Annotated in this window: 19 protein-coding genes; 14 read left to right on the forward strand and 5 right to left on the reverse strand. The window is 70.2% G+C overall.

Features of this window, described 5'->3' with window-relative positions; all coding sequences use genetic code 11:
• Positions 1-15: 15 nt before the first annotated feature.
• From HZB25_07395 to HZB25_07450, 12 genes are all read left to right on the forward strand, one after another.
• Positions 16-1,752: a methylmalonyl-CoA mutase gene (locus HZB25_07395; protein ID MBI5837052.1), complete on the forward strand. Its 1,737-nt coding sequence runs from the start codon at positions 16-18 to the stop codon at positions 1,750-1,752.
• Positions 1,753-1,786: 34 nt separating this feature from the next.
• Entirely contained in the window at positions 1,787-2,194 is a 408-nt protein-coding gene (locus tag HZB25_07400) for a cobalamin B12-binding domain-containing protein (protein ID MBI5837053.1), read from the forward strand.
• A gap of 71 nt (positions 2,195-2,265) precedes the next feature.
• A complete protein-coding gene (locus HZB25_07405; GenBank protein ID MBI5837054.1) occupies positions 2,266-2,976 on the forward strand; it encodes a CoA transferase subunit A in 711 nt (236 codons plus the stop codon).
• Positions 2,930-3,592 (forward strand): CoA transferase subunit B, encoded by a 663-nt coding sequence (locus HZB25_07410; GenBank protein MBI5837055.1) that lies wholly within the window; start codon positions 2,930-2,932, stop codon positions 3,590-3,592. The genes HZB25_07405 and HZB25_07410 overlap by 47 nt, the downstream gene beginning before the upstream one ends.
• A gap of 72 nt (positions 3,593-3,664) precedes the next feature.
• Positions 3,665-4,807, forward strand: a complete 1,143-nt coding sequence (locus tag HZB25_07415) for an acyl-CoA dehydrogenase family protein (protein ID MBI5837056.1) — start codon at positions 3,665-3,667, stop codon at positions 4,805-4,807.
• A gap of 33 nt (positions 4,808-4,840) precedes the next feature.
• A complete protein-coding gene (locus HZB25_07420) occupies positions 4,841-6,022 on the forward strand; it encodes an acetyl-CoA C-acetyltransferase (protein ID MBI5837057.1) in 1,182 nt (393 codons plus the stop codon).
• A complete protein-coding gene (locus tag HZB25_07425) occupies positions 6,019-6,918 on the forward strand; it encodes a 3-hydroxybutyryl-CoA dehydrogenase (GenBank protein ID MBI5837058.1) in 900 nt (299 codons plus the stop codon). Before HZB25_07420 ends, HZB25_07425 begins: the two co-directional genes overlap by 4 nt.
• A gap of 55 nt (positions 6,919-6,973) precedes the next feature.
• On the forward strand, positions 6,974-8,131 hold the full coding sequence (locus HZB25_07430; protein MBI5837059.1) for an acyl-CoA dehydrogenase: 1,158 nt from the start codon (positions 6,974-6,976) through the stop codon (positions 8,129-8,131).
• Positions 8,128-9,282 (forward strand): acyl-CoA dehydrogenase, encoded by a 1,155-nt coding sequence (locus HZB25_07435; protein ID MBI5837060.1) that lies wholly within the window; start codon positions 8,128-8,130, stop codon positions 9,280-9,282. The genes HZB25_07430 and HZB25_07435 overlap by 4 nt, the downstream gene beginning before the upstream one ends.
• A gap of 202 nt (positions 9,283-9,484) precedes the next feature.
• Positions 9,485-10,501, forward strand: a complete 1,017-nt coding sequence (locus tag HZB25_07440) for a DUF362 domain-containing protein (GenBank protein ID MBI5837061.1) — start codon at positions 9,485-9,487, stop codon at positions 10,499-10,501.
• Positions 10,502-10,985: 484 nt separating this feature from the next.
• Positions 10,986-12,236, forward strand: coding sequence for an ammonium transporter (locus tag HZB25_07445; GenBank protein ID MBI5837062.1), 1,251 nt, complete (start codon positions 10,986-10,988; stop codon positions 12,234-12,236).
• A gap of 31 nt (positions 12,237-12,267) precedes the next feature.
• Positions 12,268-13,392, forward strand: a complete 1,125-nt coding sequence (locus HZB25_07450; GenBank protein MBI5837063.1) for a porin — start codon at positions 12,268-12,270, stop codon at positions 13,390-13,392.
• Between the two features lie 22 nt (positions 13,393-13,414).
• Here the strand turns inward: HZB25_07450 and HZB25_07455 are convergent, their stop codons facing one another.
• Genes HZB25_07455 through HZB25_07475 form a run of 5 tightly spaced genes read right to left on the reverse strand, consistent with a single transcriptional unit; the run spans position 13,415 to position 17,892 of the window.
• Positions 13,415-14,629 carry a sigma-54-dependent Fis family transcriptional regulator gene (locus HZB25_07455; protein MBI5837064.1) on the reverse strand — a complete coding sequence of 405 codons (1,215 nt, stop codon included), beginning with the start codon at positions 14,627-14,629 and terminating at the stop codon, positions 13,415-13,417.
• A complete protein-coding gene (locus tag HZB25_07460; protein ID MBI5837065.1) occupies positions 14,619-15,776 on the reverse strand; it encodes a PAS domain-containing sensor histidine kinase in 1,158 nt (385 codons plus the stop codon). The genes HZB25_07455 and HZB25_07460 overlap by 11 nt, the downstream gene beginning before the upstream one ends.
• Before the next feature lie 55 nt (positions 15,777-15,831).
• Complete coding sequence (gene mce, locus HZB25_07465; GenBank protein ID MBI5837066.1) at positions 15,832-16,233, reverse strand: methylmalonyl-CoA epimerase; 402 nt, start codon at positions 16,231-16,233, stop codon at positions 15,832-15,834.
• A gap of 10 nt (positions 16,234-16,243) precedes the next feature.
• Positions 16,244-17,311 carry a hypothetical protein gene (locus tag HZB25_07470; protein ID MBI5837067.1) on the reverse strand — a complete coding sequence of 356 codons (1,068 nt, stop codon included), beginning with the start codon at positions 17,309-17,311 and terminating at the stop codon, positions 16,244-16,246.
• The gene (locus tag HZB25_07475) at positions 17,308-17,892 is read right to left on the reverse strand and encodes a sigma-70 family RNA polymerase sigma factor (protein MBI5837068.1); all 585 of its coding nucleotides are present in this window, start codon (positions 17,890-17,892) and stop codon (positions 17,308-17,310) included. The genes HZB25_07470 and HZB25_07475 overlap by 4 nt, the downstream gene beginning before the upstream one ends.
• A gap of 204 nt (positions 17,893-18,096) precedes the next feature.
• Between HZB25_07475 and HZB25_07480 the strand changes: the two genes are divergently transcribed.
• On the forward strand, positions 18,097-20,865 hold the full coding sequence (locus HZB25_07480; protein MBI5837069.1) for a tetratricopeptide repeat protein: 2,769 nt from the start codon (positions 18,097-18,099) through the stop codon (positions 20,863-20,865).
• 263 nt (positions 20,866-21,128) lie between these two features.
• On the forward strand, positions 21,129-25,040 hold the full coding sequence (locus HZB25_07485) for a PQQ-binding-like beta-propeller repeat protein (GenBank protein MBI5837070.1): 3,912 nt from the start codon (positions 21,129-21,131) through the stop codon (positions 25,038-25,040).
• Positions 25,041-25,051: the final 11 nt, after the last annotated feature.

Here is a 25,051-nt window from a genome sequence, read left to right on the forward strand (position 1 = left end):
TCGAGCCCCAGGCACATGGACCCCGCGACCCCCGCCGGCACCGCCGCGCGCGGAACCGGCCGCCGCGACCTCGCGGAGGCCTACCGCGAGTGGCAGGAGCAGCTCCAGAAGTCCCCGGCCCGCGAGATCTCCTTCGACACGATCTCGGGCGCGCCGAACCAGCCGCTGTACACTCCGCTCGACGCGGACGGCTTCGATTACGACCGCGACCTGGGACTGCCCGGCGAATACCCGTTCACCCGCGGCATCCACGCCAGCATGTACCGCACCCGGCTGTGGACCATGCGGCAGTTTTCGGGCTTCGGCACGGCGCGCGACACCAACGCCCGGTACAAGTTCCTGCTGGGCCGCGGCCAGACCGGTCTTTCGGTGGCCTTCGACAACCCCACCATCATGGGCTACGACTCGGACGCCCCCATCGCCGCCGGCGAGGTGGGCGTGACCGGCGTGGCCATCGACTCCCTGGCGGACATGGAGGTGCTCTTCGGCGGCATCGACCAGGGCCAGGTGTCCACCTCGATGACCATCAACGGCCCGGCGGCGATCCTGTTCGCCTTCTATCTCGCGTGCGCGGAGAAGCGCGGCGTGCCGCTGGCGAAGCTGCGCGGCACGCTCCAGAACGACATCCTGAAGGAGTACATCGCCCAGAAGACGTGGTGCTTCCCGCCGCATCCCTCGATGCGCATCATCACCGACCTGATGGCGTTCGCCTCGAAGAACGTGCCGCAGTGGAACACCATCTCCATCTCCGGCTACCACATCCGCGAGGCCGGCGCCACGGCGGCGCAGGAGCTGGCGTTCACGCTCGCCGACGGCTTCGCCTACGTGGAGGCGGGCATCGCCGCGGGCATGGACGTGGACGAGTTCGCGCCGCGCCTGAGCTTCTTCTGGAACTCGCACCTGGACTTCTTCGAGGAGATCGGCAAGTACCGCGCCGCCCGCCGCATCTGGGCGCGCGCCATGCGCGACAAGTACGGCGCGAAGAAGCGCGAGTCGCGCGCCATGCGCGACAAGTACGGCGCGAAGAAGCGCGAGTCGTGGCTGCTGCGCTTCCACACCCAGACCGCCGGCGTGTCGCTGGTGGCCCAGCAGCCCGAGAACAACATCGTGCGCACCGCCTACGAGGCGCTGGCCGGGGTGCTGGGCGGCACCCAGTCGCTGCATACGAACTCGATGGACGAGACGCTGGCGCTGCCCAGCGAAAAGGCGGTGCAGATCGCGCTGCGCACGCAGCAGGTGCTGGCCTACGAGACGGGTGTGGTGAACACCATCGACCCGCTGGCTGGCTCGTACTACGTGGAGTCGGTCACCCGGCGGCTGGAGCAGGAGGCGCAGGCCTACTTCGACGAGATCGCCCGCCGCGGCGGCGTGATCCGCTGCATCGAGGAGGGCTTCTTCCAGCGCGAGATCGCGCGCAGCGCCTACCGCTACCAGCAGGAAATCGAGCGTCGGGAGCGGATCATCGTGGGGGTGAACGAGTTCGTCACCGACGAGCCGCTGACCATCCCCATCCTGCGCATCGACGAGGACGTGGAGAAGGAACAGGTCGCCTCGCTGAAGAAGCTCAAGGCGGGCCGCGACCACGGCGCGGTGAAGGACCGCCTGGCGGCGCTCACCACCGCCGCGCGCGACGGCAAGGCCAACCTGGTGGAGAGGATCCTGGACTGCGCCCGCCTGTACGCCACCGAGGGGGAGATCCGCGACGCGCTCCGCCAGGTGTTCGGGGACTACCGCGAGCCGGCGGAGTTCTAGCGCGCCGCCCGCAGGGGATTCGGGAGGAGAACGGATGGAACGCAAGATTCGCGTGCTGGTGGGCAAGCCCGGCCTCGACGGCCACGATCGCGGGGCCAAGGTGGTGGCTGCGGCGCTGCGGGACGCCGGGATGGAGGTCATCTACACCGGGCTGCACCAGACCCCGGAGATGATCGTGGAAGCCGCCATCCAGGAGGACGTGGACGTGGTGGCGCTGTCGGTGATCTCGGGCGCCCACATGACGCTCTTCCCGAAGGTCCGCCAGTTGCTCGAGGAGAAGGGCGCCGGGCAGATGCTGCTCACCGGGGGCGGGATCATCCCCGAGGAGGACATGGCGGCACTCACGCAGAAGGGGGTCGGGAAGTTGTTCGGCCCCGGCACGACGACCGCCGAGATCGTGACATACATCCGGGAGTGGGCGAAGCAGCACCTCGCCCCGTAGGGAAGCGCACCACGGGCGCGGCGGCGCGCCCCGGGCCGGGAAGCGGCGCCGCGCCGCAGGGGAGGACCTGATTGGCCTGTGAGATCGTGAAGGACGCCGCGGAGGCCCTGGAGAAGGCGGGCTTCCGCTCGGGAGCGACGGTGATGGCCGGCGGCTTCGGGCTGTGCGGCATCCCCGAGCACCTGATCGCGGCCATCCGCGAGGGCGGGTGGAAGGACCTTGTCTTCATCAGCAACAACGCCGGCGTGGATGACTTCGGCCTGGGCGTGCTCCTGCAGACGCGCCAGGTGCGCAAGATGGTCTCCAGCTACGTGGGCGAAAACGCGGAGTTCGAGCGGCAGTACCTGGAAGGCGAGCTGGAGGTGGAGTTCGTGCCGCAGGGCACCTTCGCCGAGCGCATCCGCGCCGGCGGCGCCGGGATCGGCGGCTTCTACACCCCCACGGGCGTGGGCACGATGGTGGCCGAGGGCAAGGAAGTGCGGGTGCTCGCGGACCGCGAATACGTGCTCGAGACCGGTCTGTGGGCCGATTTCGCGCTGGTCAAGGCGTGGCGCTCGGACCCGCTGGGCAACCTGGTGTACCGGGCCTCGGCGCGCAACTTCAACCCCATGATGGCCACCGCCGCGGACAAGACCCTGGTGGAAGCGGAGGAGATCGTGGCGCCCGGCGCGCTCGATCCCGACCACGTCCACACGCCCGGCATCTACGTCGACTACCTGTTCAGGGGCACGCGATATGAAAAGCGTATCGAGCAAAGAACGAATCGTCCTAAGGGCCGCTAGGGAGCTCCAGGACGGCTTCTTCGTGAACCTGGGCATCGGCATGCCGACGCTGGTGGCCAACCACCTGCCGCCGGACATGAAGCTGACGTTCCAGAGCGAGAACGGGATCCTGGGCGTGGGCCCGTTCCCGTTCGAGGGCGAGGAAGACCCGGACCTGATCAACGCGGGCAAGCAGACCGTGACCGTGCTGCCCGGCGCGTCGTACTTCTCCAGCGCCGACTCGTTCGCCATGATCCGCGGGGGCCACATGGACCTCACCATCCTGGGCGCCATGGAGGTGGACCAGGAGGGCAACCTGGCCAACTGGATGATCCCCGGCAAGATGGTGAAGGGGATGGGCGGGGCGATGGACCTGGTGGCGGGCACGCGCCGCGTGGTGGTGATGATGCAGCACGTGGCCAAGGACGGCAGCTCCAAGGTGCTGAAGAAGTGCACCCTGCCGATCACCGGCAAGCGTTGCGTGGACCGGGTCATCACCGAGCTGGCCGTGATCGACGTGACGCCCGAGGGGCTGGTGTTGCTGGAGCGCGCCCCCGGGGTGAGCGTCGAGGAGATCCGCAAGGCCACCGCCGCCGACCTGGTCGTGCGCGGCGACGTGCCCGAGATGGACGTGTAGGCGTCCCAGGACATCAACACGGGAGACGAGACACCCATGGCAACGCAGACGGCCGTCCCCGGCGCCGCGCCGATGGCGGAGCTCACCGAAGACCACCTGCAGGTGCGGGCCACCGCCCGCCAGTTCGCCGAGGAGGTGGTGAAACCCACCGCCGCGGCGCGCGACGAGTCCTGCGAGTTCCCCATGGACAGCATCCGCCAGATGGGCGAGCTGGGCTTCCTCGGCCTGCCGTACGGGGAAGAGTACGGCGGGGCGGGCATGGACGCGCTGGCGTACGTGATCGCGGTGGAGGAGATCGCGCGGGTGTGCGGCTCCACGGCCATCACCTTCGCGGCGCACACCTCGCTGGGCTGCGGGCCCATCCACGACTTCGGCACCGAGGCGCAGAGGAAGAAGTACCTGCCGAAGCTGCTCTCGGGCCAGTCCCTGGCGTGCTTCGGGCTCACCGAGCCCAACGCCGGCAGCGACGCCGGCGGCACGCAGACCTTCGCCCGGCCCGCGGACGGCGGCTGGGTCGTGAACGGGAACAAGATCTACATCACCAACGGCACCTATGCCGACGTGTGCGTGTTCACCGCGCGGGTCAACCGCGACGCCGGCACGCGCGGCATCTGCGCGTTCATCGTGGAGAAGGGCGCCAAGGGCTACCGCGTGGGCAAGAAGGAGAACAAGATGGGCCTGCGCGGGTCCGACACCGTGGAGCTGATCTTCGAGGACTGCTTCATCCCGCGCGAGAACCTGCTGGGCAACGAGGGCGAGGGATTCAAGCAGTTCCTGAAGACGCTGGCCGGCGGGCGAATCTCGATCGGCGCGCTGGCGCTGGGCATCGCGCAGGGCGCCTTCGAGGCCGCGGTGAAGTACTCCCGGGAGCGCAAGCAATTCGACAAGCCCATCTGCGAGTTCGAGGGCATCCAGTTCATGCTCGCGGACATGGCCACCCGCATCGAGGCCGCGCGGCACCTGGTGTACGACGCCGCGCGCCGAAAGTCGGCGGGCCTGCCGTTCAACAAGCAGTCGGCCATGGCCAAGCTGTTCGCATCGGAGACGGGCACCTGGTGCGCCGACCGCTCCATCCAGATCCACGGCGGGATCGGCTACATGCGCGACCTGCCGGTGGAGAGGATGTTGCGTGACGCGAAGCTGATGGAGATCGGGGAGGGGACCAGCGAGATCCAGAGGGTGGTCATTTCGCGCGAGGTGCTGAAGGAACTGTAGGACCGTCACGGAGTCCAGGGGAGGAAGGGAACCATGAAACACGTCTGGATCGTCTCCGCCACCCGCACGCCGGTGGGCAAGTTCATGGGCGGGCTGGCCTCGCTCACCGCCCCGCAGCTGGGCGGGATCGCCATCCGGGAGGCGCTGGTCCGCGCCGGCCTGGAGGGCGGCCAGGTGGACGAGGTCATCATGGGCAACGTGGTGCAGGCGGGCGTGGGGCAGAACCCCGCGCGGCAGTCGGCGCTCGCGGGGGGCATGCCCGACGGCACCAACGCCTTCACCGTGAACAAGGTGTGCGGCTCCGGGCTGAAGGCGGTGATGCTGGCCGCACAGGCCATCAAGGCCGGCGACGCGGAGGTGGTGGTGGCGGGCGGCACCGAGAACATGAGCCTCGCCCCCTACCTGCTGCCGCAGGGGCGCACCGGCTACCGCTACGGCAACGGCCAGGTGCTCGACGCGCTGGTCTCCGACGGCCTCAGCTGCGCCTACAACCACTGTCACATGGGCAACCTGGCGGAGTTCACCGCCTCGAACTCGAAGATCAGCCGCGAGGACCTGGACAAGTTCTCCGTGGAGAGCCAGCAGAAGGCCGCGAAGGCGCAGGCCGAGGGCCGGTTCGACAAGGAGATCGTCCCGGTGCTGCTGCCGCAGAAGAAGGGCGACCCGCTGAAGGTGGCGAAGGACGAGGGCGTGCGCGGCGACACCACGCTGGAGAGCCTCGCGAAGCTCAAGCCCGCCTTCGACAAGGAGGGCGTGGTGACCGCCGGCAACGCCTCGACCCTGAACGACGGCGCCGCGGCGCTGGTGCTCATGAGCGAGGAGAAGGCAAAGGCGCTCGGGAAGAAGCCGCTGGCGGTGGTGACCGGCTACGCCACGGCCCACGTGGAGCCCAGGCGGCTGTTCTACGCGCCGGTGTCCGCGGTGAACGCGCTGCTGCAGAAGACCGGCACGAAGATCGGCGACTACGACCTGATCGAGGCCAACGAGGCGTTTGCCTCCCAGGCGCTGGCCGACGGCCGCGAGCTGGGCTGGGACTGGGCGCGGGTGAACGTGTGGGGCGGCGCGATCGCCATCGGGCACCCCATCGGCGCGAGCGGCGCGCGCATCCTGGTGACCCTGCTGCACGCGATGGGCGACCGCAAGGCGAAGCGCGGGCTGGCGACGTTGTGCCTGGGTGGCGGCGGTGCCGTGGCCCTGGCGGTGGAGGCGGTATGACGACGCGAAAGTTCTCGGCAGTGGAGACGCACGGCACGGCGGTGAAGACCGTCGCGGTGGTGGGGGCGGGCACCATGGGCAACGGCATCGCCCAGGTGCTGGCGCAGAAGGGCTACCAGGTGCAGCTGCTCGACTCGCAGGCGCCGGCGCTGGACCGCGCGGTGAAGACCATCGGCGGCTCCATGGACCGGCTGATCAAGAAGGAGGCGATCACCGCCGCGGACAAGGACGCGGCGCTGGCGCGGCTGAAGACCTCCACTTCGCTGGGCGAGGTGAAGGACGCCGACTGGGTGATCGAGGCGGTGTTCGAGGACCTGGAGGTGAAGAAGGCGATCTTCAAGGAGCTCGACCGGACGGCCCCCGCGCACGCGGTGCTGGCCACCAACACCTCGGCCATCCCCATCACCGCCCTTGCGGCCGCCACCGGCCGCCCCGAGAAGGTGATCGGGATGCACTTCATGAACCCGGTGCCGATGATGAAGCTGGTGGAGGTGATCCGCGGGCTGCAGACCAGCGACGCCACCTACGCCGCCACCGAGGCGCTGGCGAAGGACCTGGGCAAGGTGCCGGTGCCGGTGAACGATTACCCCGGCTTCGTGGCCAACCGCATCCTGATGCCGATGATCAACGAGGCCTGCTACACGGTGATGGAGGGCGTCGCGGACCGGGATGCCGTGGACAGCGTGATGAAGCTGGGCATGGCGCACCCCATGGGCCCGCTGCAGCTGGCGGACTTCATCGGGCTGGACATCTGCCTGAACATCCTGCGCGTGCTGCACGAGGGCCTCGGGGACCCGAAGTACCGTCCGTGCCCGCTGCTGATCAAGATGGTGCAGGCGGGCTACCTCGGCAGGAAGTCCGGCCGGGGATTCTACGACTACAGCCAGGCCGGATAGCGGGGGCCGCGGGCGGGCCGCCCCGCTTCGGGCGGCCCGCCCTCCCACACACGACATGGACTTTCTCCTCAACGAAGAGCAGCAGGCGGTGCGCACCATGGTGCGCGAGTTCGCCCAGTCCGAGATCGAGCCGATCGCCGCCGACATTGACGCCACCCACCGCTTTCCCGAAGAGAACGTGAAGAAGATGGCCGAGCTGGGCCTCCTGGGCATGTTCGTGCCGGAGGAGTTCGGCGGCGCGGGGCTGGACTACGTGTCCTACGTGGTGGCCATCGAGGAGCTCTCGCGCGCGTGCGCCTCCCACGGCGTGATCGCCTCGGTCAATAACTCCCTGGTGTGCTACCCGCTGCTGAAGTACGCCAATGACGAGCAGAAGAAGCGCTTCCTGGAGCCGCTGGCGCGCGGGGAGTACCTGGGCGCGTACTGCCTCACCGAGCCCAACGCCGGGTCCAACGCCGCGAACCAGGAGACCACCGCGGTCCGCGACGGGAACGACTGGGTCCTGAACGGCACGAAGCTGTTCGTCACCAACGCCGGCCCGGCCACCCACCTGCTCGCCTACGCCACCACCGAGAAGGCGAAGGGAACGCGCGGCATCACCGCGTTCGTGATCGAGGCGGACCGCGAGGGCGTGAAGAAGGGCCAGAAGGAGCACAAGCTGGGCATCCACGCCTCCGACACCCGCGAGATCGCGTTCGTGGACTGCCGCGTGCCGTCCGCCAACATGCTGGGTCCCGAGGGCGCGGGCTACAAGGTGGCGCTGGACACGCTCGCCGGCGGGCGCATCGGGATCGCCGCACAGGCCGTGGGCATCGCGCAGGCCTCCCTGGAGGCGGCGCAGCGCTACGCCACGGAGCGCAGCCAGTTCGACCGGAGGATCGGCGAGTTCCCGGCCATCCAGGCGATGCTCGCGGACATGGCCACCGCGGTGGACGCGTCGCGCATGCTCACCTGCCAGGCCGCGTGGCTCAAGGACCAGGGTCGGCCGCACAACCTGGAATCGTCCATGGCCAAGCTGTTCGCGGCCGAGTCGGCCACCATGTGCGCCAACCACGCGGTGCAGATCCACGGCGGTTACGGGTACCTGGCCGAGTACAAGGTGGAGCGCTACTACCGCGACGCCAAGATCTGCGAGATCTACGAGGGCACCTCGGAGATCCAGAAGATGGTGATCGCGCTGAACGTGCTGAAGGCGTTCGAGGGGGTGGCATGAACTTCGATCTCACGCCCGAGCAGCTCGAAGTCCGCGACCTGGTCCGGGAGCTGGCGCAGAAGGAGTGGGGCCCCGCCTCTGAGAAGTGGGAATCCGATGGCGCCATCCCCGAGGCGGTGATGAGCCAGGTGGCGGAGCTGGGGTTCATGGGCCTGGCCATCCCCGACGAGTTCGGCGGCAACGCCTACGACTACCTGACCTCCACGCTGGTGGTGGAGGAGATCGCCCGCGTGTCGGCGTCGCTGGCCATCACCGTGGCGGTGCACAACTCGGTGGGCGCGTGGCCCATCCTGACCTACGGCACCGAGGACCAGAAGAAGCGCTACCTGCCCCGGATGGCCAAGGGGATGCTGGGGGCGTTCTGCCTGAGCGAACCGGACGCGGGTTCCGACGCATCCAATCTCAGCACCACCGCGGTGCGCGACGGGGACCATTACGTGCTCAACGGCGCCAAGAACTGGGTCACCAACGGCTCCCGCGCCGGCCTGTTCACCATCTACGCCGTCACCGACAAGTCCCGCGGTTCGAAGGGCCTGTCGGCGTTCCTGGTGGAGCGCGGGGCCCCGGGCCTGGTGTACGGCAAGAAGGAAGACAAGATGGGTCTGCGGGCCTCGGACACCCTGGGGCTGACCCTGGAGGACTGCCGGGTGCCGGTGGCCAACCGCCTGGGCGGCGAGAACGAGGGCTTCAAGTTCGCCATGGCCGCCCTCGACGGCGGCCGCATCGGCGTGGCCGCGCAGGCGCTGGGGGTGGCCCAGGCCGCCTTCGAGCACGCGGTGAAGTACTCGCGGGTGCGCAAGGCGTTCGGCGGGCCGATCTGCGACCTGCAGCCGGTGCAGTGGATGATCGCCGACATGGCCCGCCGCGTGGCGGCGGCCCGCCTGCTCACCTACCGCGCGGCGTGGATGCGCGACCGGAAGATGCCCTTCGGACGGCAGGCCGCGATGGCCAAGCTGTTCGCGTCCGAAGCCGCGACGTTCGTGGCCCACAGGGCCATCCAGGTGCACGGCGGCTACGGCTACGTGCGGGAGTACCTGGTGGAGCGCCACTACCGCGACGCCCGGGTGATGGAGATCTACGAGGGCACCTCGGAGATCCAGCGCCTGGTGATCGCGCGTTCCCTGCTCAAGGAGGGTGTCACGCCGATGTGACCGGGGCGTTGGACCCCGACGAAACCCCAGGCAGGGCAGGCATTCGTGCCTGCCGAGAATCGGGATAGCCTCGTGGCAGGCATGAAGGCCTGCCCCACGGTGCACGCCTTCAGCCGCAACAGGAGAACCCAGAGTGGCACGCTCGAAAGTCGCCGTCCTCAAGACGAGTCCCGGCCAGGTGGTGCAGGACTACGGCCGCCTGATGGACCTGGCGGGCTACTCGCAGGAGCTCTCGAAGGACCACGAGACCTGCCTGCGAATCAACATTTCCTGGCATGTGTACATGCCGGCCTGCTCCACCACGCCGTGGCAGCTGGACGGCGTGATCGGCAAGCTGGTCGCGGACGGCTGGGATCCGAAGCGCCTGGTGGCGGCGCAGAACAAGACCGTGGTGGTGGACTGCCGCGAGGGCGCGGTGAACAACCGGCTGCAGCCGGTGCTGGACAAGTTCGGCGTGCCCATCGCCTACCTCAACGAGCCGCCCACGAAGTGGATCAAGTACCAGCCCAAGTCGCCGATGCTGGTGCTGGACAAGGTGTTTCCCAACGGCATCGAGGTTCCGGAGAGCCTGATCGGCCGGAACGTGATCCACCTGCCGACCACCAAGACGCACGTGTTCACCGGCACCACCGGCGCGATGAAGAATGCCTTCGGGGGGCTGCTGAACCTGAACCGCCACTGGACCCACAGCGTGATCCACGAGACGCTCGTGGACCTGCTGCGGATCCAGAAGGAGATCCACCCCGGTATCTTCGCGGTCATGGACGGCACCATCGCCGGCGACGGCCCCGGACCGCGCGCCATGCGCCCGCACATCAAGAACTACATCCTGGCCAGCAACGACTGCGTGGCCATTGACGCCATCGCGGCCAGGATGATGGGCTTCGATCCCATGGAGATGAAGTTCATCCGCCTGGCGCACGAGGCCGGGCTGGGCGTGGGGGACCCGAAGGAGATCGAGATCGTGGGCGAGGACATCTCCGCGGTGAACTACGGGTTCCGCAAGGACGAGGACACCTTCGCCTCGCGCGGCCAGAAGCTGATCTACTGGGGCCCGCTCAAGCCGCTGGAGAACATCCTGCTGCGCTCGCCCATCGTGCCGTGGTCGTTCCTCGCGTCCCGGCTCTACCACGACGGGTTCTGGTACCCCTTCATCGGCAAGGGCCGGGTGAACGCGGTGATGCAGAGCGAGTGGGGGAAGTTGTTCCGGTCGTACTGAGACCCCACCGGGCGCCGCAGCGCGGCGAGAGCATGAATGGACGAAAGCGCCGCCCCCCCTGTGGGAGTCGGCGCTTTCTCATGGTGCCGGGTGCCCGGCAGCAGCTGTGGGGCAGGCTTTCATGCCTGCCGCTCACGGGAGGGGCGGGCGGGCATGGTTGCCCGCCCTGTGGCTACCGCCCCGTGGCCACCAGCCTGGTCACCAGCGAGCCCTCGCGCGAGAGCAGGCGGGCGAAGTAGATCCCCGGGGCCACCCGGGGCCGGCTCATGGTCGCCGCCGCCCATCGGGCGTTGGACGTCCCCATGCCGGTTGTCGCGGCGCTGATCCCGGCCCGGGCCGGAATTGTCCTTTTTCGATACCGCAAACCGAGGTATTCTTACCCGCTGGTGGGTGGTTTTTACCCACTCATGCTTCGGAGCGACCGGGGCATGCGGAGTGCAGCCGCCGGGGGCCGGCGGCTGGCCGCTGCACATGGGGGATGCGGATGCTACAACTCGACACTGGCAACACCGGCTTCATGCTGCTCTGCAGCAGCCTGGTCATGCTCATGACGCCCGGCCTGGCGTTCTTCTACGGCGGCCTGGTGGGCCGCCGAAACGTGCTCGCGATCATGATCCAGAGCTTCGTTTCCATGGGCTGGACCACTGTGCTCTGGTGGGTATGCGGTTTCTCGATGTGCTTCTCCGGTGACTACAAGAGCGGGACCGACTTCGCCGGCATCGTCGGGAACCTCGACTGGGCTTTCCTGCGCAACGTGACCCTCGCCGCCCCCTCGCCGAACGCGACCATCCCGATGATCGTGTTCTGCGCCTACCAGATGATGTTCGCGATCATCACGCCGGCCCTGATCACCGGTGCGTTCGCCAACCGCGTCACCTTCAAGGCGTACTTCCTGTTCCTGACCGCCTGGCTGCTGCTGGTCTACTTCCCCTTCGTGCACATGGTGTGGGGTGGCGGGATCCTGGGCGTGTGGGGGGTGCGGGACTTCGCCGGCGGCATCGTGGTGCACAACATCGCCGGCATGGCGGCACTGGCGTCGGTGCTCTACGTGGGGCGGCGCAAGGTGGCGGACCGCGGGCCGCACAGCATCCCGCTGGTGGCCCTGGGCACCGGGCTGCTGTGGTTCGGCTGGTATGGCTTCAACGCCGGCTCGGAATTCCGGGTGGACTCGGTTACCGCGGTGGCGTTCCTCAACACCGACATCGCGGCCTCCTTCGCCGCCATCGCCTGGCTGGCGGTGGACTGGATGACCAGCCGGAAGCCCAAGTTCCTGGGCCTGCTCACGGGCGCGGTGGCCGGACTGGCCACCATCACCCCGGCCGCGGGGTACGTGTCGCCTTCCATCGCGGCGCTGATCGGGACCGCGGCGGGCGTGGTGTGCTTCTTCGCGGTGGCGCTCAAGAACCGGATGCAGTGGGACGATGCGCTGGACGTGTGGGGGGTGCACGGCGTGGGGGGGATGTTGGGGATCATCCTCCTGGGCGTGTTTGCCACCACCACTTGGAACCCGGCGGCCAACGGCGGCGTGAACGGGCTGCTCGCAGGCAACCCCGGCTTCTTCCTGGCGCAGTGTGGCGCGGTCCTGGGCTCCTCGGTGTGGGCCTTCACGTTCACCTGGATCATGCTGTGGCTGATCGATCGCGTGGTGAAGGTGCGCGTGGAGGAGGGACACGAGGAGATCGGGCTGGACGAGGCGCTGCACGGCGAGCAGGCATACCTGGAAGCGGGGGTGTAGCGTGGGAAACGCCGGATCCTCAAGGTTCCGCGTGGCGGCCCCGCTGGCCCTGGCTGCAATCCTGGCGGCCGGAGCCTGGGCCGGGCCCGTGCGGGCCGCAGACAGTACTTCCACCCGGCCCTGGTACCAGTCCATCACTCTCAATGGGCTGGTGGAATCGTCCATTTCGCACAGCTTCAACCGCCCCGGCAGCAGGACCAACGCGCTGCGGGTGTTCGACACGGATGACAACACCTGGCGCCTGGACCTGCTGGAGCTGGTGGTGCAGCAGTCGCCGGCCGGCCCCGGGCACGCGGGCTTCCGATTCGACCTCGCGACCGGATCCTCGGTGCCACGCGTGGCGGCGGCCGCGGGGCTGTTCCGCGATCCGAAGACCGGTGAGGCGGGGGACATGGACCTGCAGCAGGCCTACCTTGGCTACGTGGCCCCCGTGGGTTCCGGGTTGAGGATGGATCTCGGCAAGTTCATCACCCACACGGGCGCCGAGGTAATCGACGGCTACGACGGTTTCAACGACAACGCCACCCGCTCGTTCCTGTTCGGCTACGCCATCCCGTTCACGCACACCGGGCTGCGCCTGAGCTATGCGCTCGGCCCGCGGCTCAGCGCGCAGGCCTGCGTGATGAACGGATGGGACAACGCCCGGGACAACAACGGCGCGCTCACCTTCGGCGGCCAACTGGCATGGACTCCCACGCCGGCGTTGACCGTGTTCCTCAACGCGCTTGCCGGACCGGAGCAGGCGGGGAACGACAGCAGCCGGCGCAGCCTGGCCGACGTGGTGATCACGTGGAAGATGCACCCGCGGGTGACGCTGGGGCTCAACGCCGACCTGGGTCACGAGATCGCCGCTGCCGACTCGGGGCGGGCCGACGCCCAGTGGGAGGGCCTGGCGGGATACGCGCGCGTGGTCGTGGCCGGCGGGTTTTCGGTGGCCGCGCGCGGCGAGTATTTCCGCGACCGGCAGGGGGCGCGCACCGGCACCGCCCAGAAGGTCAGGGAGGTCACGCTCACGCCGGAGCTGCGCGTGGCCGGAGGCATGCTGCTGCGGGCCGACCTGCGCCACGACTGGTCGGACGCGGCGGTGTTCGACAGGGAAGGCGGCGGGACGAAGTCCCAGACCACGCTGATGTTCGAGGCGATCCTGCCCTTCTAGACGGCGCCGGGCGCGCCGCGCCTCAGGCCGGCCCGGGGCGCAGCTTGTCGGTCAGGGTCTTGCGATTGATGCCCAGGAGCGCGGCGGCGCGGCTCTTGTTTCCGCCCACGGAGGCCAGCACGCGCCGGATGTGCCCGATCTCCACCTCGGCCAGCGTTTGGGTCGACGCCTCCGAGGTCTCCCGGATCGCCGCGGGCAGGTCCCGACGCTCCAGCGGACGGGCAGCGCTTCGGGAAAGCGAGGTGGCGACCACCTGGCGCAGCTCCGTGAGGTTGCCCGGCCAGCCGTAGGCCAGCAACGCGGCCCGGGCGGACCCGGCGAACGCCGGGCCCGCTCCGGTCGCGGGCAGGCGGGCCGCGAAGTGCTCCGCCAGGGCGGAGATGTCGCCGCCGCGCTCCCGGAGCGGCGGCAGCGCGATCTGCACCTCCGCCAGCGCCCCGAGCACTTCCCGCATCAGCTTCCCGTGGGTCGCAAGTTCCGCCAGGTCCGGCTCGGCCACGGCCAGCACCCTCGCCTCGCGGAGGCCCCGCCGTGACAGCACGCGCCCCAGCGCCTCCAGCCGCGAGGGCGGCGCCCACGCCGCGTCGTGCAGCAGCACCGTGCCTCCGGCGGCCCGCTTGAGCAGTTCCACGGGGTCTTCCGGCCCCGCGAGGGAGGCTTCGACCAACGTCCGGCCCGGGCGGTCGAGGGCCGCGAGCGCGCGCGCGGCGGTCGAGCGCCCGGTGCCGGGCTCGCCCAGGAACAGCACCCGCGACTCGGAGCCCGCCAGCCGCTCCATCGCTGCAAACGCCGCCACCATCGGCTCGCACTCGCCCACCAGCCCGAAGCGGTTGTCCCGCGCCGTGCCGCAGGCCCTGCGGGTGGTGCGCAACCTCTCCAGCGCGCGCTCCACGGCAGCCAGCAGTTCCTCGCGCGTGAACGGCTTGGCCAGGTACTCGGCCGCGCCGGTCTTCACGGCATCCACCGCACCCTGGATGGTGGCGTAGCCGGTGATCATCATCACTTCCGTGTCCGGCAGCCGCTCACGCACGTGCCGCACCAGGTCCATGCCGTCGCCGTCGGGCATCCGCAGATCGGCGATGACCAGGTCGAACGGGTCCCGTGACAGCAGCTCCAGCGCCCGACGGGTGCCGTCGGCCGCGGCCACCGAATGGCCCTCCGCCGAAAGGTGCCGCTCCAGGACCTCCAGCGTGGACGGCGAGTCGTCCACCAGCAGGATGCGCGCTTCAGGTTTCATCGGGCAACGGCTCCCCCGCCGGCGGGCCCTCGGGGGGCTCCGGCGGCAGCAGCACCTCGAAGCGCGTGCCTCGGCCCGGCTCGCTCTCCACGCGGATGGTGCCGCCGTGGCCGGTCACGATGCCATGCACCACCGAGAGGCCAAGCCCGGTTCCCTGGCCCACGCCCTTGGTGGTGAAGAATGGTGTGAAGATCTGCCGGCAGACTTCCTCGGTCATGCCCTCGCCGTCGTCCTCCACGGTCAGCAGCACCCCGCCGCCGGCCGGGACCGTGGACACGCGCAGCGTGCCCCCCCGGGCCATGCTCTGGACCGCGTTCGCACACAGGTTGAGCACCACCTGCTGCAGCTGCCCCGCGTCGGCCACGATCTCCGGCAATCCGGGCCCGGACTGCAGCGCCACTCGAACCCCCGCGCGCTCGCAGCGCGCCCGCAGCAGCAGCAGCGCGTCGCGGATGATGGGCTCGAGCTTCACGGGGCGCCGCTCCGGCGGCACCCGCCGGGCGAACACGAGCAGCTTCCGGACGATCTCGCGGGCTCGCAGCGTGGCCGAGACGATCTGGCCCAGGTCTCGGGAGGTGGCGTCGGGCAGGCCGAAGTTCTGGCCGATGAGCTCGGCGTAGCCCAGGATCGCGGCCAGCGGTTCGTTGAGCTCGTGCGCCACGCCGGCGGCGAGACGTCCCACGGAGGCCAGCCGGTCGGCGCTCCGGAGCTGCTCCTCCATCCGCGAACGCTCCTCCGCCGAGAGGCGGCGCTGCCGGATCAGGCCCACCTGCCATGCGACATCGTCGATCAGGCTGCGCTCCTCGGCCAGGAACGGGCCCTCGTCGGAATCCGGCCGTGGTTCGACGTAGAACACCTCCACCGCCCCCCGGCGCCCGCCCAGGAACAGGATCTCCGCCGCCTGCCGGAAGGGCCCCTCGGCGAATCCGTGGGATACCACCTCGAGGCCGTCGAGGCGAATGCGGGCGGTGGCCACCTCCGGGTGCTGCCAGGCCGGGGGGAGCAGGTCGACGATGCGCTGAAGGAGTTCCTCGAGGGAGAGCCCCGGCGTGCGTTCCGCGCGCGCGATGCCGTAGAGGCAGGTCAGCTCCTTGACCCGCTCCCGAAGGGCCCATTCGACGCGGCTGGAGTCTGTCTCGGCGGGCATGATCCTCGCTTCGGGGCAGCCGGCGGCAGCGCCGGCCCTGCGGAGGGACACGGAACTACGCGCGCGGCTGGCAGTACTCCACCAGCACCCCGCCGGTGCTGTCCGGGTGCAGGAAAGCCACGTGCATGTGGTGCGCGCCGTCGCGCGGGGTGCGGTCGATGAGGCGCATTCCCTGCTCCTCGGCGTTCTTCAGGGCGGCCTCGATGTCCGGCACCTCGAAGGACAGGTGGTGCAGCCCGGGCCCGCGGCGCTCCAGGAACTTCGCGATGGCCGTGTCCGCGGCGGTGGGGGCGATCAGCTCGATGGTCACGCCGCCCATGTCCAGGAACACCACGCGCAGGCGCATGTGCTCCAGGACCTCTTCGCCGGTCTTGCGCGCGCCCATGGCCGTCCAGCGCTGCAGGGCGTCCTCCGCGTCGCGGACCGCAATGCCGATGTGGGAGAACTCGAGATCCATGCGGGGGACGTTACCGCCGGACGCCGGGGGAGGGCAAGGGAGGAAGTTCGCAGCCCGCCCCGAGGCGCGCGAGGCAGGATTCGAGAAACGGACGCAGACGGCCCCGTGGGAGCGCCAGTGCTCGGGCCAGCTCCGCGCGGGCCCGGGTGCAATCGGCCGGGTGGCGGTCTCGCAGCGCGCGCTCGGTGAGCGACCAGCACAGCGCGGCACGCGAGATCTCGTCGGAGGTGTCCCGGGCCACCGCCGCGCGCCACAGGGCCTCCTTGGCCACGAGGCTGTCGCGCGGGGGCGCCTCGGACGCGGGTTTCGCCTTCGCGGCGAAGCCGCGTGCCGCCGCGTCCCCGGGCGCATCGCCGGCGGCGACGGCCGCCAGCCATGCGCGCATCGCTTCCACCGTCGAGGAGGCGGGCGGGCTGCCCGCGGTCAAATTCAGATCTTCGTCCAGCGGGGACGCGGCGGCGGTCGGGCCCGGTTGCAGGGCCCGTGTTCGCGGGCTGGATTCCAGGTCCGGCGTGTGCCGGCTGGATTCCAGGGCTTGAGACGGCGCGGCGGATTCCTGTTCCGCCGGGGCCTTCGCGCGCGGCGTCGGGAGCGCCTGGACCGTCATCGGGTGCGACTTCTGCGTGGACTCTGCGGCGGGCGAGGGCGCCGCCACGTCCCGCAACCGCCCCCCGTCCGGGGACACCCTGGGCGCGCCGGGCCCGGTCTTCAGCACCACCAGGAACACCGCCGCCGCGGCCAGCGGCACCCACAGCGCGCGCGCGGCGAAGCTCCAGCCGCGGCCCTCGCGTCCGGGGCGCACGACGCGGCCGCCCAGGAAGCCGCGGCCGGAGGCGTGCTCGCGCTGGCGGTCCACCTCGGCCCACACGCGGTTGGAGAACTCGTTGAGGTCGAGTGTGGGGGGGGCCTCCGGCAGCTGCGCCGCGGCCCGCTCGCGCGCCCGGGTGCGCTCCAGCTCGGCGCGCTTCCCCGGGCGCTCCGCCAGCCACGCGTCCACCTCCGCGCGGCGCGCGAGATCCAGTTCCCCATCCAGCCACGAGGACAGGGTCTCGAAGTCGGGCTCACGCGGAGGGGTCATGACACTCCTTCATCCAGCAGCGCCCGCAGGCGTTCGCGGGCGCGGGCCAGGCGCGACATCACCGTGCCCCGGGGGATCTCCAGCGCGGCCGCCATCTCGTCGTAGCTCAGTTCCTCGACCGCCCGCAGCAGCAGGATCTCGCGGTGCTCCGGGCCGAGGCGGTCCACCGCGCGAGCGACTCGCTCCGAGAACATCCGCCGCTCCAGCTCCTCGTCGGGCAGGGCGCGGGCGGTCTCGCGCAGCTCGGGCTCCGGCGCCAGGTCGAGCGGCACGTCGGGCCGTCTCCGGCGCGCGCGCAGGTGGTCGCGGGCCGCGTTGAGCGCGATGCGCAGCAGCCAGGCGCGGAACTCGACCCCGCCGTGAAAGGCGGACAGGCCGAGCCAGGCCTTCACGCACGCCTCCTGTACCACGTCCTCGGCCTCGTCCCGGTCGCGCACCAGGCGCAGGGCGAGCCCGAAGATCCGCGGGGCATGGCGGCGCACCAGCCCGTCGAAGGCGGCCCGATCGCCCTGCCGGGCGCGCGCCACCAGCGCCGCGTCGTCCGCGGGCGGGGTTTCCGGCTGAGGTCCGGTCGGTGTCATCCGCCTTCCCTGTTCACGAGGACGTCCCTCGGCGTGAAATATTCCACGTCGGCGCAGTCGCTTGCATCATAATGCAACCGGCCCCTTTGCGCCGCTGCCGATCCGTGGTATTCCCAATGCACGTCGCCCCCCGGGGGCGCACACCACCGTCACCAGGCTCCGGGGCCGCGCCGGAGCATCCCGACCACGAGAGGAGTCCCGCCCATGATTCCGGCCCGGCGCATCCCGTCCGTGCTGTTCCCGGTTCTCGCGCTCCTGGCGGTGCTGTTGCCCGCGGCCCCGGCGCGCGCGGCTGCCACCGCGCCCGACCTCCTGAAGCCGCTGCGCGAGTCGCTCAAGGCCCGCCGCGCCGGATTGGAGCGCGCCCCCGCGGGCTCGCTGGACGAGGCCCGCCTGGCGCTGGAGACCGGGGACTTCGTCCGCGCCCGCCGGGTCCTGGACGCGCGGGATGCTGCCGACACCTCCGACTTCGAGGCGGCCGCACTGCGCGGCCGGCTGGACCTGGCGGCCTACCGTTTCGACGCGGTGGCCTCCGACCTCGCGCGCTGCCTGCGCCTGGGCCCCAACCATCCGGAGACCCGGCGCCTGCTGTATCGCTGGGACCTGGTGCGCGACGATCTCGGCTCCGCGGAGGCGCGTTACCAGGCGGTCCTCGCCTCCGACACCACCGATCCCGTGGCGCTGCTGTTCGCCGCGCGGGTGGAGCACCTGACCCTGCGCTTCGACTCCGCCATCGCGGCGTACCGCCGCGCGCTGCGCCACGCCGCTTCCGGTGCGGACAGCGTGCGCTCGCTCGAGGGCCTGGGTGCGTGCTGGCTCCAGAAGGGCGACCGCGACGCCGCGCTGCGCTACGAGACCCAGGCGCTCAAGACCACCGGCGCCGACGACGGACTCCTGACCTACCTGGCCGAGACGCTGATCAAGCTGGGTCGCGCGAACGAGGCCATGGAGGCCTACTCCCTGGCGGTGGACCTCAACCCATGCAACGAGAACGCGCAGTACATGATGGGCAACGGGTACGCGCGCATGAACTACACGGAACTGCGCGCGAAGCGGCCCGGGGCGCTGAAGGACTCCGCCACCGCACCCGACTTCCACGCCGCGGATTCACTGTGGGACGCCGGCCGCCACGAGGAGGCCCGCGCGCGGCTGCGCGGGTTGCTGGCGGCCCGCCCGTCGCTGGCGGATGCGCACAACCACCTGGGCTCCTACGCCTACGAGGACGGTGACGCCGACGCCGCGCAGGCCGAGTTCCGCGAGGCGCTGCGCCTGTGCCCCGGGTACGGCCGCGCGCACAACGGGATCGCCCGCTCGCTGGAGCTGTACCGGCGGGGCGTGGACATCCACAGGCAGCGGTACGAGACGGATTTCGCCGCCGCCGCCGTGCCCGACGTGCCCGGTATCGAACGCTTCGTGGTGAACTACGGCGCCCTGAGCCCGCGCATCCAGAAGCGCGTGGCGCTCTCGGTGACGCCCTGGAAGAGCTTCGTGCCGGTGCTGGTGGAGGGCGGCGCGACCTTCTACATCAAGCACCTCCACGAGCTGCTCTCGGAGTGCCCGGCGCAGGAGGCGCTGCGGGACCAGCGCATCGGCTACGACCTGCGGCTGTGGGACGACGTGCGCGGCTGCGGCGGCTACCACACCGTCACCGGCATCGAGGACGTGGAAGGCACGCTGCGAGGCAAGTACAACACGGTGCTCCACGAACTCACCCACCAGGTGCACGGCGTGCTGGGCGCCGACCTGGCCCGCGAGATCCAGGAGATGTACCGCCAGGCCCGCTCGCGCATGGACGCCGGCCAGGAGGCGTTCGTTTCGCTGTACCAGGCCTCCAGCGTGTGGGAGTACCTGGCCGAGGGTGCCAACTCGCTGTTCAGCCCGAAGCGCGATCGCTTCGACACCAAGGAGGTGGTGAAGGAGCGGCTGGAGGAGCGCGATCCCGCGCTCATTGCCGAGATCCACAAGCTGATGGACATCACCGATGTGACGCCGTTCTACGCGGTGGCCTACTCGGGCGCGGGTGACGACCGCATCGAGCGCGGCCGGGCCGAGGAGGCCCTGGGCTTCTATCGCAAGGCCCAGTCCCGCGACGCGGCCTCCGAAGAAGTTGCGTCCAAGCTGACCTACGCGCTCTCGGTCCTGGGACGCGGCACCGAGGCGGTGGCGGTGGCCGACAGCGGGCTCGCGGCGCACCCCTCGAGCGCGGGGCTGTGGCTGCAGCGCGTCGGCGCGGAGTTCGTGCGCACCGGCGACCGCGCGGCCGAGCTCCAGGCGTTGCGCGCCGCGCGGCCGAGGGTGGACGCGCGCGAGCGCTACCAGGTGGACCAGGCCATCGGCCGCGCGGCGCTGGAGGAGGGTCTCGGTGCCGAGGCCCGGGTCGCCGCCGACAGCGTGCTGGCCTACCAGTCGGACAACCCCGAGGGCCTGCAGCTGCGCGCCGAGGCGGAAGGCGCCGCGGGGCGCGTGGACTCCGCCCGCGCCTACTTCGAGCGCGCCGTGCGCGTGCGCTCGGGCCTGATGGGACTGCGCATGGCATGCGCCGCGACATTCCTGATGCAGAGCTCCAGGACGCACGGTACTCCGGCCGCCGCGCCGCTGGTGGACGAAGCCGTCAAGCACGTCGAAGCCGCCCGCCTGGTGGACCCGGCCGAGCCGCGGGTCGCGATGATGGACGGATGGGCCGCCCTGGCCCGCGGAGACCTCGCGGGCGCCCGGAAGCACCTCGACAAGGCGACTGCCGCCGCCGAATGGCTGGACCTCGCCCACATCCTCCGGGCCCGGGTCCGCGCTGCCACGGGCGACAAGGCCGGCGCCAGCGCGGAACTGGCGCCGATCCGCGCCCGCCTGGCGAAGCCGATGCCGATGCGCTACATCTACAATCCGCGCCAGAGCTACTACGAAGCGGTGGGCGAGCTGGGCTACGTGGAGCGCGCGATGGTCCCCGAAGCCAACCAGGTGCCGGGAGCCAGGTAACAGTCCAGCCTCCGCACCTGTCGTCTGCGATTGCGCCAGGCGTGCGCCGCCGCGCTTCTCGGTAGCGGGCGACAGGTGTACACTCTCCGTGCCGGATTCGGGCCGCCCCCGGCACCTGCGACCCGTCCGGGCATGAGCATTCACTCGTGTCCGGACTCCGCATCCGTGACTCGCCCCCCGAGTCCTCCATGCCGAGTCCGGGCACGCGCTGTTCCTTCGGAGCAGTCGCCCCGGCGCATACGGCGGGGGACGGGAGGCGGAGCGTGTCGCGGATCAACATCCTCATCGGGGTGGTCGTGCTCGGTTTGCTGATGCTGGTGGCGTCGGCGGCGAGCGCGGCCCCGGCGGCCGGCGAAGTCGGCACTTCGTACCATTGGCCCATGAAGCACCGGGACCCGCAGAACACGGGCCGGGCCGACTTCAGCATTCCCCTCAGCCGCCTGAACACCCGCCTGTTCGATGTCTTCTCGTGGCAGAAGCCCTCGCCCGATTCACCCGTGGATGGGAACTTCGACGCCACGGCCATGGTGTTCCGGGCAGCGAGCGGGGCGGCCGGCGAGGACGTGGTGCTGGGCACCTACCACTGGCCCAAGGGCGTGCAGGCCATGGACCGGCACACCGGCAGGAAGTTGTGGAACGGCCTGCCGGGCGGGGGCGAGCGCATCGCGGAGACCACGCCCGCCTTCTCCAACGACGGCCAGACCATCTACGTCGTGAACGACGCCACCGAGAGCGGCGAGTGGCCCGCGGGACACCCGCTGATGGCATTCCCCACCGCCACCGGCCCCGCGACCTTCCGGCACAATGGCGCCGACACCGAGCCAAATCACCTCACCCAGCGCGACCCGCTGGTGGCTCCCGACGGCCGCATCTTCATGCACGAGTGGGCCAACCGCCCCTTTGCCGCGACCGACGACGGCGGCGCCCTCACCGAGACCTGGGCGGCCGCGGAGGTGAATTACGTGACCCGTGGCGGCGTGGCGGTCCACCAGGACGGCGACACCCTGCGCGTGATCTCGGCCGGGGAGTGGGGCGACGTGGTGTGCTACGACGGCGAGACCGGCGCGGAGCTGTGGCGCGTCGCGATGTCGACCATGAATGCCCGGCCCACGATCGATCCGGACAACGGCAACGTCTACGTGCCGGCCGGCAACGACTACGTCTACATCGTGGGCCTGGACAAGCGCGGCAACAAGTTGTGGGCCGATCCGCAGATGCCGGTCTACGAGTGGATCTCCGGCATGAACAACCCCCAGTGGGCACGCAACACCGGCTGCCTGAGCGTGTTCGGGGACACCTACTACTTCCAGACCAACAGCGAATACGGGCAGGGTGCGCTCTACGCCATCAACACCTCCGACGGCTCGGTGAAGTGGAGCTATCCGACCCGCGCGGCCGGGCAGGAGATCCCGTCCAGCAGCCCCATCGTCACCCGCGACGGCACCGTGATCGTGGGCAACAACGAGGGCCGCACCTACTTCGCCATCCGCGACGACGGCGCGGCGGGAATCCTGATCGACTCGCTGGTGGTGGAGTCGTCCGCCTGCGCGACCGCCACCCTGTCGCCGGAGGGCCTGCTGTACCTGCCGCTGCGCACCTGGTGGGTGGCGGGCAACGGGGACGGGGACATCCCCACGTCCACCGTGCAGAACCTGTACACGGGTATCGACCTCCGCGCCGGGGCGCAGCCGCCGCTGATCCCGCCGCCCTCCTCGCAGCGGGCCTTCGCGCTGGACGACGCGGTGAGACTCAGGTGGAAGCGCGTGATCGATCCCGCGGGCCAGTTCTGCCGGTACAACATCTACCGCGACACGGCGCCCTTCGACTCGGTGAACGGGATGACCCCGATCGACAGCGTGACGAGCATCGAGGGGCTGGAGTACGCGGACGTCACCGCGATGAATGGTACCTCGTACCACTACGCGGTTACCTCGCTGTGCAAGGGCGGCGGCGAGAACCGCACGGCGCCCGGGGTGGGCCCGCGCACGCCGTTCCGCCGGGAGGACCTGCAGGTCACGCACGTGGAACGCACCCCGCGCTGGCCCCGCTACGTGCCGACGTACCAGGACCAGGTGGTCACCGAGCCGTCCGGCTACGGGCCGTACATTTTCAGCGCCGCGATGGGGCTGGGGAACGGACAGGACTCCGGCACCAAGCACCTGGCCGTCGCGGGCGACACCGTGCGCTACGAGGCCACGGTGCGCAACGCGGGAACCACCACGTGGAACGGCACGCTTTCCGGGACCTGGACGGTGAACGGGTCGGTGGTGTCCACGCCGTCCGCCGCCGTCACGCTCGCCCCGGGGGACACCGCCGCCTTCGAGCTGGAGCGCGTTTACACCGGCGCCACCGAGAGCGTGAGCTTCGCGCACGGGGCCTCCGACGACCGGCCCGGCAACAACAGCCTCGCCGTGGGGGGCCACTCGGTGGGCTTCCTCACCTTCGTGGACGCGACCTTCCTCGAGAACTTCCGCGAGCGCACCGGCCTCTATCCCGGCGCCCGGACGGACGACCTCCTGGACTGGCTCAACCGGCACATGGCGCGGTTCGATTCCATGTTCTCCCAGGCGGGCTGCGACAAGCGGGTGCACTACGAGGTGCTCCACGTGGTGGACGACACCATTTCCGACCCGCAGCTGGACATGTCGTATTTCGCGTGCTTCCCGTTCCGCTACCGCGCCACCGACGGCGACGTGCGCGACCCGGGCTACTACGACGCCTCCGAGGACATCGACTACGGCCTGCTCCACGAGATGGGCCACCAACTGGGCCTGATTGACCTCTACCGGCTCAACCTGGACCCGTCGCAGAACCAGGTGAACGGCATGGGCTACAGCGCCCCGGAATGCCTCATGAACGGGTGCTCGCACTTCCTCTCGCCAAACAGCGCGCGCGGCATGACCCATTGGCTGGACAAGGCCCACGGCTACTTCGGACAGTACATGTACGACCTGCCCGCGACGGTGCGCCTGGAGATCCAGGACTTCTCAGGCGAGCCGCTCGCCGGCGCCACCGTGACGCTGTACCAGAAGGAGTCGCGGATCGACGTGGGCGAGGTGATCTCGACGCAGGTGAAGGCCACCGGGACCACCGACGCGTCCGGCCGCTGGACCCTGCCCAACGTGGACATCGACACCACCAGGGTCCCGTCCACGTTCGCGGGCGACAAGTTGCGCCCCAACCCGTTCGGCTACTACGCCTGCGTGGGCTTCAATGGGCTGTTCCTGGTGAAGGTGGAGAAGCAGGGCCACGCGGACTACGCCTGGCTGGACGTGACCGAGGTGAACGACGCGTACCGTCTGGGCAGCCACGACACCGCCACGTTCACGCGACAGGTGGCCCTGGGCGGCGGCGTGGAGCTCAATCCGCCCACGGACATGGCCGAGAAGAACGCCGCCAGCTGGGCGCGCTGGAGCGAGGGCGGGAGCATCACGCTCACCGACGACCTCGTGCGCACGGTGGCGGGCGAGGGATCCGTGAAGATGCTCACCACGGGCGGCTTCGACAACTACATCCGCTATCCCGGCGACCGCCTGTCCCAGTGGGACCTGGGCGGCGTCCAGTACGTTCACGCGTGGTTCTACGTGGAGAATGGCGACACCTTCCAGGGCGGCAGCCCGTGGATCCGGATGGGCGACCTGAACGGCTACGTGGAACTGCGGTCCACCATGGACACGCTCAACGCGGCCATCGGGCAGTGGGCGGAATTCAACATCCCGGTGGCCGGCAGCGGGAACTGGACCCGGACGGTGGTGGGCTCGCCGGACATCTCGAAGATCCACTACCTCGAGATCCACAGCGACACGTGGGGCTACGGCTTCTCGCTCTGGGCGGACGCCGTGCGCTTCGATCCGCAGCCCACGGTGGTGGGCGTGGGGGAGGAGGATCTGCCGAAGGTGCTGGCCCTGCGCCAGAATGCGCCGAACCCCTTCGCCGGGCGCACCGCGATCCGATTCGAGCTGCCGACGGCGCAGCAGGTGAAGCTGGAGATCTACGACGTCTCGGGGCGGATGGTACGCGGCCTGCGCAACGGCAGCGTGCGAGCCGGGGTGCACACGGCCGCCTGGGATGGCCGCGACGCACGGGGCCGCGCCCTGGGCTCCGGCATGTATTTCGCCCGGCTGCAGGCCGCCGGGGGCACGCTGGTGCGGAAGATGACGCTGCTCGGGAGGTAGGGGGCGGTCGG

This window comes from Candidatus Eisenbacteria bacterium (assembly GCA_016235265.1).
Taxonomy (GTDB): Bacteria; Eisenbacteria; RBG-16-71-46; order RBG-16-71-46; family JACRLI01; genus JACRLI01.

Coding starts and splice junctions, on each gene's coding strand:
- HZB25_07395 (MBI5837052.1), top strand. CDS start 16: ATGGACCCCGCGACCCCCGCCGGCACCGCCGCGCGCGGAACCGGCCGC.
- HZB25_07400 (MBI5837053.1), top strand. CDS start 1,787: ATGGAACGCAAGATTCGCGTGCTGGTGGGCAAGCCCGGCCTCGACGGC.
- HZB25_07410 (MBI5837055.1), top strand. CDS start 2,930: ATGAAAAGCGTATCGAGCAAAGAACGAATCGTCCTAAGGGCCGCTAGG.
- HZB25_07415 (MBI5837056.1), top strand. CDS start 3,665: ATGGCGGAGCTCACCGAAGACCACCTGCAGGTGCGGGCCACCGCCCGC.
- HZB25_07420 (MBI5837057.1), top strand. CDS start 4,841: ATGAAACACGTCTGGATCGTCTCCGCCACCCGCACGCCGGTGGGCAAG.
- HZB25_07425 (MBI5837058.1), top strand. CDS start 6,019: ATGACGACGCGAAAGTTCTCGGCAGTGGAGACGCACGGCACGGCGGTG.
- HZB25_07430 (MBI5837059.1), top strand. CDS start 6,974: ATGGACTTTCTCCTCAACGAAGAGCAGCAGGCGGTGCGCACCATGGTG.
- HZB25_07435 (MBI5837060.1), top strand. CDS start 8,128: ATGAACTTCGATCTCACGCCCGAGCAGCTCGAAGTCCGCGACCTGGTC.
- HZB25_07440 (MBI5837061.1), top strand. CDS start 9,485: ATGGACCTGGCGGGCTACTCGCAGGAGCTCTCGAAGGACCACGAGACC.
- HZB25_07445 (MBI5837062.1), top strand. CDS start 10,986: ATGCTACAACTCGACACTGGCAACACCGGCTTCATGCTGCTCTGCAGC.
- HZB25_07455 (MBI5837064.1), bottom strand. CDS start 14,629: ATGAAACCTGAAGCGCGCATCCTGCTGGTGGACGACTCGCCGTCCACG.
- HZB25_07460 (MBI5837065.1), bottom strand. CDS start 15,776: ATGCCCGCCGAGACAGACTCCAGCCGCGTCGAATGGGCCCTTCGGGAG.
- mce (MBI5837066.1), bottom strand. CDS start 16,233: ATGGATCTCGAGTTCTCCCACATCGGCATTGCGGTCCGCGACGCGGAG.
- HZB25_07470 (MBI5837067.1), bottom strand. CDS start 17,311: ATGACCCCTCCGCGTGAGCCCGACTTCGAGACCCTGTCCTCGTGGCTG.
- HZB25_07475 (MBI5837068.1), bottom strand. CDS start 17,892: ATGACACCGACCGGACCTCAGCCGGAAACCCCGCCCGCGGACGACGCG.
- HZB25_07480 (MBI5837069.1), top strand. CDS start 18,097: ATGATTCCGGCCCGGCGCATCCCGTCCGTGCTGTTCCCGGTTCTCGCG.